11 protein-coding genes are annotated in these 13845 nt (G+C 45.3%); 4 read left to right on the top strand and 7 right to left on the bottom strand.

Going from position 1 to position 13845, the window contains the following annotated elements:
* Window positions 1–10: 10 nt before the first annotated feature.
* The 6 genes from fcl to A4R26_RS06020 form a co-directional block, all read right to left on the bottom strand.
* Window positions 11–1000, bottom strand: a complete 990-nt coding sequence (gene fcl / locus A4R26_RS06045; protein WP_081162078.1) for a GDP-L-fucose synthase — start codon at window positions 998–1000, stop codon at window positions 11–13.
* Window positions 984–1532, bottom strand: a complete 549-nt coding sequence (locus tag A4R26_RS06040; protein WP_081162522.1) for a UpxY family transcription antiterminator — start codon at window positions 1530–1532, stop codon at window positions 984–986. The genes fcl and A4R26_RS06040 overlap by 17 nt, the downstream gene beginning before the upstream one ends.
* Before the next feature lie 157 nt (window positions 1533–1689).
* Window positions 1690–4110 (bottom strand): GumC family protein, encoded by a 2421-nt coding sequence (locus tag A4R26_RS06035; RefSeq protein ID WP_081162075.1) that lies wholly within the window; start codon window positions 4108–4110, stop codon window positions 1690–1692.
* A 10-nt stretch (window positions 4111–4120) separates the two neighbouring features.
* The gene (locus A4R26_RS06030) at window positions 4121–4936 is read right to left on the bottom strand and encodes a polysaccharide biosynthesis/export family protein (protein WP_081162073.1); all 816 of its coding nucleotides are present in this window, start codon (window positions 4934–4936) and stop codon (window positions 4121–4123) included.
* Window positions 4937–5194: 258 nt separating this feature from the next.
* The gene (locus A4R26_RS06025; RefSeq protein WP_081162070.1) at window positions 5195–6313 is read right to left on the bottom strand and encodes a mannose-1-phosphate guanylyltransferase; all 1119 of its coding nucleotides are present in this window, start codon (window positions 6311–6313) and stop codon (window positions 5195–5197) included.
* A gap of 527 nt (window positions 6314–6840) precedes the next feature.
* The gene (locus A4R26_RS06020) at window positions 6841–7566 is read right to left on the bottom strand and encodes a hypothetical protein (RefSeq protein WP_081162066.1); all 726 of its coding nucleotides are present in this window, start codon (window positions 7564–7566) and stop codon (window positions 6841–6843) included.
* A 236-nt stretch (window positions 7567–7802) separates the two neighbouring features.
* Between A4R26_RS06020 and A4R26_RS06015 the strand changes: the two genes are divergently transcribed.
* Together A4R26_RS06015 and A4R26_RS06010 are read left to right on the top strand one after the other, a co-directional pair.
* Window positions 7803–8336 carry a DinB family protein gene (locus A4R26_RS06015; protein WP_081162062.1) on the top strand — a complete coding sequence of 178 codons (534 nt, stop codon included), beginning with the start codon at window positions 7803–7805 and terminating at the stop codon, window positions 8334–8336.
* 179 nt (window positions 8337–8515) lie between these two features.
* Complete coding sequence (locus tag A4R26_RS06010; protein WP_081162059.1) at window positions 8516–9412, top strand: right-handed parallel beta-helix repeat-containing protein; 897 nt, start codon at window positions 8516–8518, stop codon at window positions 9410–9412.
* 259 nt (window positions 9413–9671) lie between these two features.
* On the opposite strand, the gene A4R26_RS06005 is transcribed toward A4R26_RS06010, so the two are convergent.
* Window positions 9672–10505 (bottom strand): ankyrin repeat domain-containing protein, encoded by an 834-nt coding sequence (locus A4R26_RS06005; RefSeq protein WP_081162056.1) that lies wholly within the window; start codon window positions 10503–10505, stop codon window positions 9672–9674.
* A 163-nt stretch (window positions 10506–10668) separates the two neighbouring features.
* Here A4R26_RS06005 and A4R26_RS06000 point away from each other — a divergent pair, with 163 nt between their 5' ends.
* Window positions 10669–11352, top strand: a complete 684-nt coding sequence (locus A4R26_RS06000) for a (4Fe-4S)-binding protein (RefSeq protein WP_081162053.1) — start codon at window positions 10669–10671, stop codon at window positions 11350–11352.
* 551 nt (window positions 11353–11903) lie between these two features.
* The gene (locus A4R26_RS05995; RefSeq protein ID WP_081162050.1) at window positions 11904–13823 is read left to right on the top strand and encodes an FG-GAP-like repeat-containing protein; all 1920 of its coding nucleotides are present in this window, start codon (window positions 11904–11906) and stop codon (window positions 13821–13823) included.
* The last annotated feature ends 22 nt before the right edge of the window (window positions 13824–13845 follow it).

The raw sequence follows: 13845 nt of genomic DNA, 5'->3' as shown, positions 1-13845 counted from the left end.
TTTTAAATATTTATGCTACTGATTTTGGTGAATGCTCAATGGTGAATGGTGAACTGGCCTCCGATCTTTCGGCATTTCGCATTGTTACAAATTCTTCATATACCTGCTGTAATCCTTCCTGCAAAGAGATCTTATGGCGCCATCCCAGCGAATGCAGTTTTCGCACATCGAGGATCTTGCGTGGCGTTCCATCGGGTTTGGTGGCATCGAGCACAATACGGCCTTTGAAACCCACCAGCGCCTTTATCATCTCGGCCAGTTGTATGATACTGATGTCTTCACCAACACCTACGTTAATTGGTGACCGGTCGTTGTAATGCTTCATCAGGTATAAACAGGCATCGGCCAGGTCATCTGCATGCATGAACTCACGCAGGGGTGCGCCCGTTCCCCAAATGGTTACCTCCTGGTCGCCGTTCTCTCTGGCCTCATGAAATTTTCTCAACAGGGCCGGTAACACGTGGCTGCTTTGCAGATCGTAATTATCATTATACCCATACAGGTTGGTAGGCATGGCCGAAATGAAATTGCAACCATGCTGATCGCGATAGGCTTCACACAATTTTATGCCGGCTATCTTGGCAATGGCATATGGCTCATTGGTCGTTTCCAGCAACCCCGACAATAAATATTCTTCTTTCAGCGGTTGGGGCGCCAGCTTGGGATATATACAGGAAGAACCGAGAAAGAGCAGTTTCTTCACCCCGCTTTTATACGCATGGTGAATAATATTGCTTTCGATCATCAGGTTATCGTAAAGAAAATCGGCCCGCCAGGTATTATTGGCTACAATGCCGCCCACTTTGGCAGCTGCCAGGAAAACATAACCCGGTTGCTCCGTTTCAAAAAATTCAGCTACCGCCAGCTGATTACGCAAATCGAGTTCACGTGAACTAAGGGTAATGATATTGTTGTAGCCCTCCGCTTCCAGTTTTCTAACAATGGCACTGCCTACCATGCCGCGGTGACCGGCTACATAGATCTTATCTGAATAGTGCATTATAAAAGTAGTTATTGGTGTATGAAGTTGTAATAGGTATTATTTCTACATTGCCTTTTTCCACTTCAGCCGTCATTACATAACCCAATGAAGGCAACTGCACTTTCACTGTTTTGTTTCTTACTTCAATTACATCGCCTTCGCGCGCCATTAACGGGCCGCTTGAAATACGTACCCGGTCGTGCATGTTCACGTTGATCTTTTCCAGCTGCACATTACGATATTCATCGAGAAACTGTTTAATGGCGTCTATTTCTTCATCACGGATAACAGCAGGTTGTCCTAACCAGTAAACAAAATTCATTACCCCGTCTGTTTGCTTTATCGCCAGGTGTTCTATTGATTCTGCATGTACAAATACATAGGATGTAAATAATGGTTCCAGAACAAGTTTCTTTCTATCGGCCCATTGACGAACTACTTTATTGAGCGGACAATAATTTTCTATGCGCTTTTTAGTCAGCAGATCGGCTACCTTCTTTTCCCATCTTGGCCGCGTATATACCGCGTACCATTTCTTATTTGTATCCATATGCATCATTTATTCTTTTATAATTTTTTCTACGCAAGGCTTCGCCCAAGTCGGTTACAGGACCCTGAAACCGGCGATTGATTCTCAATATGTCTGAATGGTTTAAGTGGTGTTGAGGTGTTGGTCATCCACCGGCGGCGGATGACCAACACACTATTTATATAGGCTTAAACGAGGTCTTCTTTTTTCTTTTCTCCTGATAAGCATACCCATCTCCATATCCATAACCATACCCATAGTGATGTTTGCCAAATCCACGGGGCCTGATGCCATTGAATACGATGGCCATATTCTTCAGGATATTCACTTTGCTGTTCTTATCTATCTGTTCAACAAGCACTTTCGGCGTATGCCTGTGCCTGATCACATATAAGGTGGCATCGCAATAAGGCGAAATAATGTATGCATCAGTAACCGGACCTACCGGCGCGGTGTCGATGATTATATAATCAAAGATGCCATCGAGGTAGTTAAGCAGCTCCTGTAACCGGCTGGTGGTCAATAATTCCGTTGGGTTGGCCGACAGCGGACCTGCAGGAATAAACCACAGGTTGTCGTTTACTTCGCTGCGCCTGATGATCTCTTCCGGTTCCCTGGTGCCCAGCAAATAACTGGAGATACCCACATCTGATGCTATTTTCAGCTGCTCGCTGATGGCCGGACTATGCAGATCCATTTCGAGCAACACCACTTTTTTACCGGTAAGGGCCATGCTCAATGCGAGGTTGGTGGCAATAAAACTTTTACCCTCGCCCGAGATCCCTGAAGTAATCAGTACTTTTTTATTGGTAGTGTTAACGCCAAGGTAGTTGAGCGACATCCGCAGTTTGCGGAATTGTTCCGCAACAAAGGAGCGGCTGTTCACTCCGCCGATAACGATCGGGTTCTTCGATTTATCATTGGAGATCTCTGCGATCACAGGATGACTGGTAAGCCGTTCTATATCCTGGCGGTACATGATCCTGCGGTTGAATAATTCTTTCAGTGTTACCCATACCACCCCTGCTGCCATCGCAACGATAATGGCAACCGCAAAAACGATCGGCATTTTCGGACTAACCGGCGCTACCGTTGTAGAAGCGCGGTCAACCACACGGCTATCCGAAACATTGGCGGCATAGCTCAGCGCTGTTTCTTCTTTCTTTTGCAACAGGAAGCCATAAATGCTTTGCATGGTGCTTTGCTGGCGGCTGATCTCTATCAGGTCACGTTCTTTTTTGGGAATGGTTTGCAGAACGTTAGTATACGAACTGTTTGTGCTGGCCAGGTTCGATTTACTGGCTATCAACCCGCGCCGCTGGCTCTGGATATTCTCCAGGATGCCCGGTTTAATTTTATTGATCTGGTCAGCTACCGACGACAGCAAAGGATTGCCTTCGCCCGTAGTTGTTTTCTTTTTCTCGTACTCCAGTTCCAGTTCCGATAATTTATCTAACAGGTTTGATAACACGGGATCGGTTACTCCCAATGTTGAGGGTACAATGCCACTACTGTTATCTTTTTGCTTTACATAACCTTCTACCTGGTCCAATACCGCCAGTTTCATATCGATCTCACTCAGCTTCTGGTCATTGGCGCTTACGTTTTCGAGAAACAGTTTACCCTGTTCGCTAACATTGACCGCTTCCTGCGATGCTTTGTATTTTTCAATCCTTGATTCTATACTGCTGAGATCGCGTGATACGTGGTTCAACCTGTCTTCCACAAACCGCAGGGTATTGGCCGCAAGGGTATTTTTATCTTTCAGCATCGCAATGTTGTAGGCCGACAGCAATTCATTTAAGATATCCTCGCCGCGTTCAGGCACTTCATCGCGAATGGTAAGATTTAAGATGGAAGACAATTTACTGGCCGAAGCGATCACCAACCGGTTCTGGATATCTGAAATGGCCTTTTTAGGTTTCTGCAAGGCAAAATAGAAGTTTCCGGCGGGTGCATACGCTGTGTCAGTTATTCTTGTATTGGGCAGGAACTGCAGCGTACCATAGGGCGTTTCAACCCACTCTTTCATGGGGAAACTGTCGGCGCCAATGATCACTTTCTGCTCCTGCCTGTCAAAAGTGAAAAACACCTTTTTCGTTTCCTGCAGGCTGTCGGGGCTTTTTGCCTTAACTACCACCGGTGACGTGGTGTAAGCCGGCAAACCGCCGGGCGACATGTTCTTTTTCGTAAACCAGCCGCCAACCTTTGTCAACAATTTATTCGATCCCATCCACGAATTGATATTCCGATCTTCGTAAACAGGCGCGTAAAGCTGCAGGTTGTTCACCACTTCTTTTATCAGCGTGCGCGACTGCAATACTTCCATTTCATTTTCAAGGATCTTTTTGGTCGAGATCAGGTTGAGCGATTCAAGCCCTTTGGAATCCTCTACCCCTTTCTTCTCATCCTTGATCAAAAGCCGTGCTGTTGATTCATACTTTGGAATGGCATACCGCATATACATGAAGCCTGCTCCCACTGCCAGCAACAACAGAAATACGAACCAGGGCCAGTAAGAAGCGTATCGGTTCCATAACTGGTTCAAACTGGTTTCCCTGCTCTCCATTTCCAATCCATTTTTGTGCGTCACTTGCATAAAATATTTTTTATCTTGTTAAACGATCTGCTACAATTACGCCGAGCGATAATGCACTGAATAAAATCGGCAGCCACGTTTGGGAACGACCCGTGCTGGCCACCTTCGATTTATTTGGTTCCACATATACTACGTCGTTCGACTTTAAATAGAAATATGGAGACGTAAAAAGTTCCGTTGAATTGAGATTTAACCGTTGTGTTACCTTCTTGCCGTCTTCATCACGGATCACCAGTACGTTATCACGTTGGGCATAAATGGTAAGATCTCCCGCCAGCCCAATCGCCTCCAGCAGGGATATTCGTTCACTGGGAACTGTGACCACCGTAGGATGCGCCACTTCGCCCAACACGGTTACTTTAAAATTGAGGTAACGAACCGTAAGAATGGGATCAACCAGTAATTTTTTATCTACCAGCGCTTTGGTAAGGTTGTCTTTCAATTCCTCTTTTGTTAACCCTGCCGCTTTTACCTTTCCGAGGAAGGGATATTGTATATTACCATCCCCATCTACCAGAAAGCCTGAGGCTGTCGTGGTGGTTGAAGTGGTATTGTTGGCAGAAGCGCTGTTATTATTATTGGCCTGATTGAATACCGCAGATGCTTCGGGGTTCAGACTGCTCACTGAAATGCTGAGCAGATCATTTGTTTGAATAAGCAATTTGGGAACAGCGGGCGCCTCAAAAGAGCCGTTTCGCTGATCTGAGAAATATGTAGCCTTTTTTGTATTCACACACGACACGCATGAGAACAGTACAATCAGAACAATAAAGTATTTTATTGACTGCCCCCATTGGTGACGCGCCATAGATTTCCTATAACCCATATTTGATATTATTTTTTGCCTGCTGGCAGTTTTACGCTACAGGATATAACCATATCCGTTCAATCAGGTGTAACCAGGGGTAATGAGGTGTTTTTAATAAGCAAGCACAGGATCGTTAAGGTTTGGGGTTCTATTATCAAAAAGCTTGCACTAAATGCCAGATCATAAAATTATTTTTCTGTTACAAGTCCGCTTACTTCTTTGTTGTTCAATGATTCTCAGTAACAAAACATATATTACCTAACAATCATTTTTAACCTATGCGGTATTCCGCTTTAAGGAGTTGTTAACAGAATATAAGTACCGTTCGCCTTTTAATTTTTTCACTTCACTCACATAGGTTTTTATATCCTGTTCCTTTTCCTTCTGACATATCAGCAGTACATCACTTGTGTCAACCACAATATAATTCTGTAACCCCTGTAAAACCACCAGCTTTTCATCTGAAGCATGCACAACACATTGCGTTGTATCTATCACTACTACTCCATTTCCTGCTACCGCATTGTTAAGCGTGTCTTTCCCCATGTTCTCCCAGACGCTGTTCCAGGTTCCCAGATCACTCCACCTGAACGATGCAGGAATTATATATACATTATCGGCCTTTTCCATAACTGCAATATCGATCGATACATTTTCACACACGGCATAGATATCTGCGATCATTAATCTCTCAAAACTTGTTCCAAGCCAGCTATTTTTTTCTTTAAATAATTGATACAGACCCGGGTTAAATTTTTCAATTGAACTTATGATCGATCGCGCCTTCCACACAAAAATTCCCGAATTCCACAGATATTCCCCACTACTCACGAACGCTGCAGCCCGCTCTGCATCTGGTTTCTCGGTGAACATGGTCACCTTGTGCACGCCGGGCTCCGTAGCTTCCTTACTGAATTGAATGTATCCGTATCCGGTATTTGCATAAGAAGGTTTAATACCCAATGTAATCAACGCTTCACGGGTATCTATGAACTGTAGCGCCTGTGTGCACACATTTTCAAACTCAGCCTGATCGAGTATGAGATGATCGGCAGGAGCAACGATCACAGATGCATTGGCGTCCTGCTGAAATATTTTGAATGAGGCATATGCTATACAGGGCGCGGTATTTCTTCTTTCAGGTTCACTTAAAATATTATCTTTCGGCAACATGGGCAATTGCTTTTCAACTATTCCCACATACTCTGTAGAAGTAACCACAAAAATATTCTCCAATGGCGCTAACTTTTCAAAACGCCGGAACGTTTGCTGGATCAGTGTTTCCCCGGTTCCCAAAATATCGAGGAATTGTTTGGGATAATCTGTTCTGCTCACCGGCCAGAAGCGAGAACCGATGCCCCCGGCCATAATTACCACATAAGTTGATCTTTGCATACGTTTTGTTTTGTTTCAGCAATAAGCACCCTAACAAACACTATTGATGCCTGTGAAATGTTAGTAGCAATGCGTTAATTAATTGGAATTCTAAATACCTTGTAGCTGATCGTGCCAACAATTATTATTCAAACTGCATTTAGTATAATCCCCCAACCTATAATTGTTACATGATCTAATGGATTTTTTGCATGGAACCCCATGCGCTAATGCAAATCATAAGCCCATTACCCAATTTCCACAATTTATATGGTGCAGGCAGTTGACGCCATATATTGCGCCTTACACAATACCACACTATGTTTGGCGGGGCCAGACAAGGGATACAAGAGAAGTTTTCAACAAAACCGGGGAGTATATTAAATAAGAAGTTTCCGCAGAAATGTCGATTTCCTTAAACGAACACCCATTAGTTTGGGTAAATAAATACTCAAACACTGATTATTTTCCGGAAACTGCTTTCAAATTAGTTGTGGAAGGAACGCGTACCGAATATTATTTTTGTTTGTTATGTTTCTGTTAACGGCTTATTCAAAAAGGCAGATGGCCGTGGCGCTTTGCACCGGTTTGCCATCTTTCACTTTCATGAGCATGAACATAATGACGCTTTTGCCGCTTTTTAACCTGCCGATATCAAACGTAATTGTTGTCGCTGAGTAATGTTCCATATCGGCCTCTATATCATCCAGCGCTTCGTAGGTATAATGATAGCCCGTCCAGGGACTTTTAAAAGGATTCTTATCGTCTTCAGCGCCCGACCTGTTGCTGAACTCAAGTTCTTTCCCATTGTAAATGGGCTCATTTAAAACCACATTGAACTTTAGTGAATCAAGCGCTTTCAGGCGGCCGGTGCCTTTGAATGTGAGGGTATTTTTTTTCCGTTTTATTACCAGCTTTTCATCGCCGGTTTTAACCAGCTCCTGTTTTTTTTGCGTATCATCCATGTTTATATACTCGTAATACTCGGCCCGGGTTAATCCGAACTTTTCATAGATGATGGCAGAATCGGAAACCTTTTCCATTGAATCGCGGATCCAGGCCGCATTCTTTTGTGCGGCTTTCATTATTTTGGAGGTAAGCTCCATTTCGCGGGGGTTTGTCGTTGATTTGATGCCCATCAGCTCAACCTTATGCTCACCCGGCTTCAACCACTCCTTTATATCTTCCCCAAATGCCTGCCCTTCTCCGGCCTGACAAAATCCTTTCCCAATAGAACAAAAAAAGGCGAACAGTAATAATAAAATGGATCTCATAGATACCTGGATAAATAGCCCTCAAGATAAAGGACATTTTTCGATTATAAAAGGAACCGGATAACAGTTTCCGGTTACCGGCTGCCAGTTACCGGTTCAGGCTGCCGGCCCTTACTCATTGCCCTAATTAAAGTGTATTCCATTATCCCATTATCACATTATCAAATTATCACATTATCTACTGACATAACGTTGTCACCAACCCCAGTTTTCTTTGTATCATATATACAACTACCATGACAACACAACCAATCACTTCCGGCAACAAAGAAACCGCGCTTGCCGGTTTAATGAAGAATTATGCGAATTATAATCTGTGGGCCAATACCACGCTGGTAAACTGGCTCAAAACAAAACCCGCCGCCCTGTTTGAAAAGGAAGTGCCCAGCAGCTTTCCGGGCATCAAACTTACCCTGCAGCACATTTGGCAAACCGAGCGGTACTGGCTTTCCATCATCAGGAAACAGGAACCCAATACCTATAATGAATTCAACGGAACGGTGCAGGATGTTTTTAAAGAATTGCTGAAAACCTCCGGCGAACTGGCCGGCTTTGTAAATGCCATGACCCATGAACGGGTGGTGGAAAAAACAATGATCGAAAGCCCCTGGTTCCTGTGCGACTTCAGCAACTTCGAATACATCATGCATTTTGCCAACCATAGCACCTATCACCGCGGCCAGGTTATAACCATTGGCCGAAGCCTGGGTTTCACCGATGCTCCCATGACCGACTATAACTTATACAATATCGATGGCAAGGAATTCTGAAGGCGAGTGGAAAGTAGCGAATGGCGGGTGGGGAATATTTACAACCAGCCACCCGCCTCGTGTGCAATCGTTACCGGTATCGATTGCACAAATTATTGTTAAAACACGATTCTAACTAATTAGCACAAGTGCTACATTTAGTAAGAACCTTTTTTTTAACGATTAAATTGCCTTAAAGTATGAAGAAACAAATCAGCGCCCTGGCGGCGCTAGTGATCCTTTTTGCCAGTTGCTTAAAGGTTACCGAACAAGCTCCCACCGATTCCGCTACAGGAGATCCTACCAGGTCAGCCAACACACAAACCACTGTCAATGCCGTTAACACCACTGTTACTACCGAGTCGGCACTGAAAACCGCTATCGCCAATGCAAAGGCCGGCGATATAATTACCATCAGTGGTACCATCAGGCTCACCAGCACCCTGCAACTGCTGAACAGCGGCACTTCCGGTTCAAAGATCAATTTTACCGGCGGTACGCTCGACTGCTCGGGCATTTCTTCGGGCTGGGGCGTTAAATGCAATGGCAGCTACTGGAACATCACCAACATGACCATCAGGAATGCACCTGATTGCGGCCTCGTTTTACAGCATGGCGGTTACAACTATATTTATAACGTAACTACCACCGGTAACGATGATTCCGGTATTCAGATCTACAACAGTTCGCACCACAATTATGTGCTTTCGTGCAAAAGCAATGAAAACTACGATGCGGCCAACGGCGGTGAAAATGCCGATGGTTTTGCCTGCAAATTATCGGGCGGCGCCAGCAACAAATTCGAAAGCTGCACCGCCAATCATAATTCCGATGATGGCTGGGACCTGTACGGACAACCATATTCAGTTACCATTACCAAATGCACCGCTACCAACCATGGATATGGAAGCAATGGCGATGGCAATGGATTTAAACTGGGAAGCGCAGGCCAGAATGTGCCGCATACCGTTACGAATTGCGTAGCGAACAACAATAAAGCCTGGGGTTATGATGGCAATGGAAATACCGGTCATATTACGATCACCGGAAGCACCGCCTCTGGAAACGGAAAAGGATCGTTTACGCGGATCTATTAATTGGTAAAAATTGAAGTCAGGATCATTACCCCAGGCCCTTGTGGTTTGGGGTTTCTTAGTAAAGGGCAACGAGGCAACAAGGTATAAAGGCAACGAGGCATAAAGGCAGCGAGGTTTTGTTCACTGCTTATATTCCACTTCGACACTGGAAATTCGATATTCAATATTCTGTTGTTTTTCTCCCTTCCCTCTATCAGCTCTATCACCTTTGTCAACCTGTCAACTTGTAAACAAGTCAACTCCCCATGTATTTCCTTTCTCATTTCCCTGCGTCTTCCAATAACTTAACAATCTCCTCCGCTCCTGCCCGTTTCGCATGATCGAGCGCTGTTTCGCCATTCTCATCTTTAATGGCGGGGTCGGCATTGGAAGCCAGCAAAACTTTCACCACATTGGTATGGCGGTTGCGGCAGGCAGCCATTAACGCGGTAGTCTGGTAAGTTGTTTTGGCATTTACAAAAGCACCGTTATCAATCAGGAGTTTGGCCAGCTCAGCGAACCCCTTGGTACTAAGCATCATCAGAATGGTTTCATTATCCTGCATATTGAAATTCACATCGGCCTTATGAGCGATCAATGCCCGCGCCACTTCGATACGATTATTTAAACAGGCATAAACAAGCGGGTTCAGCTTTTCCTTACTAAGCGCATTTACCGTTGCCTTGTGTTTCAGCAACATGGAAACAATATGCTCAAAACCGTAAGTAGCGCCGTACATCAGGGGGGTAACGCTATCTATATTTACTGCATTTACATTGGCTTTGTTTGCTATAAGGATATCGGCCACTTCATTGTACCCTTTTGTAGCAACGATCGACAAAGGCGTTTCGCCAAACCTGTTCTTATCTTCGGTATGAGCGCCGTTCGTGACCAGCAGGTGCACGATATCTTTTTCACCCAGCGATGAGGCGAGGAACAACGGCGTACGGCCTTCCGCATCTTTTTGATTGATATCGATGCCCTTCCTCAGCAAATGATCAACGCTCCCGATATCGTTTTTGGCAATTGCGTCAAAAACGTCACTATCGAAATGATCGCAACCTGCCGGCAGCAGAAAACAAAGGTAAACCAGTATGACCCGGGCCTGTTTCATTTACGTTACACAATTGGTATAGTAATCTACAAAACAATTGGGACCTGAACAATCGGGAATGCCCGCGGATCGGGGAATTTTGTATGAAGGGATAATAATTGTTATTCGTATTTATAAAAATTAACGACTTTGCAGTGGTTAGAAAACCTCTAAAAGTAACCACATGCAATATAAATTAAAGGAACCCGTGCATGGTTCCATTGGTACCGAAAAATACAAATGTGTTATTGAATGGCGCAATGGTGAATTCATTGCCGACGAACCGGTGAAAAGCGGCGGTAAGGATCTTGGCCCCGACCCCTTCACATTGTTATTATCATCGCTGGCCTCCTGCACGTTGATCACCTTGCGGATGTATATCGAAAGAAAAGGCTGGGACATTCCTGAAATTAAAGTCAATGCCAACCTCTTCCAGACAAAAAATGAAGATGCCTTAACCACCTTCATCGATCGCGATATCGTTTTCCCGCCCGGACTGGAACCGGAAAAACTGAACAGGTTGCTGGAGATCGCGGAACATTGCCCCATTTCGAAAATGCTGGAAGGCAAGGTGAAAGTGAGAAGTTATGTATATCACGATGAAGATGTAGACAAAAAACTGAAGTATACCAATGGCGATATCACCGTTGTATGGAAACCCGAATTGTGCAAACATTCCGGCCGCTGCGTAACGCAACTGCCCGGGGTGTTCAACTTAAAAACAAAACCCTGGGTAACCATCACCGGCGCCGATTCGGAAACCATTAAGGCCCAGGTTGATATGTGTCCTACCGGCGCCCTTTCCTATTTTAAGAATGATAGTTCTTCTACAACTGAACTTCCGGCTACTGGTGGTGCTGGTTTATAAGTTGATAGGGTTGATAAAGTTGACAGAGTTGATAGAGGACCTAATTTCATTGCCTCGCGACAAATCGCAGGTTAAGGAAAAAGCACCTATATCAACTCTTCAACTTAAATAACTCGTCAATTTGCACCAACTTTCCCTGCCCTTTATCAACTCAATCAGCTTTATCAACTTTTAAACTCCCCCTATCACCTCCATCAACTCTATCACCTTTTCAACTCCTCCTTTTAACCCCTTTGCTTCATTAAAAAAGATGAAGCCCGACCCTTCCCCAGTTAAATAATCTTTATTTCTTTGTTTACGGAACTTTATTTTTATTAACTATTTAAGATAATTAAGTTTATTAAACTTAAATTACAGTTACTTTGACTCCCGTTAGATGAACGTTCCTCTAAACAAATAGCCTGAAAAACATCCCGGTTCCCTGGGTGCGCGGGACCGCCCATTTAATTCATCCCCTTATAATTCAATTATTGTCAAACAATAATGAGTTACCTATTTCCATAACCTGAAAATCTGATTCACCAATTACCATCAACTAAAACTTTGTCAGCATGAAAAAAGCAAATTTAAGCCGCCAGGGGGCGGCCATCTTCCGCATGCCCGGTTGCCAGCTAATCAAAGGCATTGCCTCGGGCCTCGTGTTAGCCCTCAGTTTCGCAGCCTGTAAAAAAGCGCAGTTCAACAATGCGCAACCGGAACCCGGCATTGGAACGAACACCCGTACTGCCAGCACCGAATCAATCATCTCAGACATGAACCCTATTAAGGTGATGTCGTTCAACGTCAGAAATGACGTCGCCGGAGATCCGTTCTCCCAGTACACCCGAAAAGATTACTGCCTGCAGATCATTCTCGAGAACAATGTTGATATTGTGGGCCTGCAGGAAATTGCCGTTACCGATATTGAAGAATGGTTCAATACCCAACTTGCGGCAGCCGGTTATGGCTATTACAAAAGCGGCACATCTAACGGTTCGCCCAAAACGATCTATTACAAAAATGCGCGCTTCACCCGAACCAATGCGGGCTGGTTCACCATGAGAACGCCCGATTTCCGCACCGGCAAATGGGTGGTATTGCAGGATAAACTGAATACGGCCAACAGTTATTTTGTGGTGAATAGTCACTGGACCACCGTAAGCTCAGCCGAGCGCCAGCTCGATGCCGATACGGTACTGCTGAACATCCAGAATAACAATACCGCCAACCTGCCCGTCATTTGTTTTGGCGACTTTAACGCCAAACCCGGCACGCCCGAAATGTCGATCATCAAAAATGCAGGCGGGTTCAATATGGTGGATGCGCTTTTTGACTCGGATGGCGCCCCCACCTTCCATGGCTGGGATGCCACCGGCGATTCCAAGATCGATTATATCCTGAGCACCCGCAACCTCGCCTTTACCACCAGCAGCGTGATCACCAAAAGCTATACCGTAAACGGGCAAACGTTATGGCCATCGGACCACTACCCCATTATGGCATCCTTTATACCTGATATCTTCGGGGGCGCACATACCGATGCCAATGGCATCAGCGCCAGTTCCGCTACCAGGTACAGTTTTGCCGATGTTGACGGCGATGGCGATGCCGATAAAATATACTGGAACTATACCTTCGACAGCGGCAAACCCCGCGTATTCCTGTCGAATGGCAATGGCACATTTGCCGCTACGGCGGTTACGCATACCGCAAGCGCGTCTGCATCTTCCACTACCCGGTATTATTATGCCGATATCAATGGCGATGGAAAAGCCGATCTTATCCGCTGGAACCCTACGCTTAACGCGGGGCATACACTTGTTTACCTGGCAACCTCCGGCGGCAATTTCAGCGGCACCGCTATCGACAATCCCGAAGGCACCAGCGCAGGCACTACCACGCTGTATAATTTTGCCGATGTGAACGGCGATGGAAAAGCCGATAAGATCTACTGGAACGCTACCTTTGATAACGGTCATACCCGCGTATACCTCGCCACTTCCGGCGGCAGCTTCAGCGGTTCTGTAGTTTCAGGAGCAGAAGGCGCCAGCACAACGGCCGGCACGCAGTTCTGGTACGCCGATGTAAATGGCGATGGCCGGGCCGACAAGATCTTGTGGCACCCGGGTCTCAATTCAGGAAAAACAATGGTTTACCTTTCCGATGGCGATGGCACCTTTACCGCCAACACCTCGTTCAGCAATTCAGCTACCAGCGGTTTAAGCAATACGCGTTTCTATTTTGCCGATATGAACGGCGATGGCAAAGCCGATAAAGTATACTGGAACCCCGACAACTACACCGGCTTCCTGAAAGTATACTACTCAGAGGCCGGCGCCTTTAACGGTCCTATACACACGTTACGCGGTACTTCGCAAAGCGAGAACACGTTCTTCTGTTTCAATGATATCAATGGAGACGGAAAGGCTGATCAAATTCGCTGGAATTACGGCGAGAACAGCGGGCAGTTGCGGAATTATTTTGCTAATTAACTATGAATATTGATTTACAGGG

The organism is Niastella populi, from assembly GCF_002078015.1.
GTDB classification, from domain to species: domain Bacteria; phylum Bacteroidota; class Bacteroidia; order Chitinophagales; family Chitinophagaceae; genus Niastella; species Niastella populi.
This window is presented reverse-complemented; position numbering and strand designations above follow the sequence as displayed.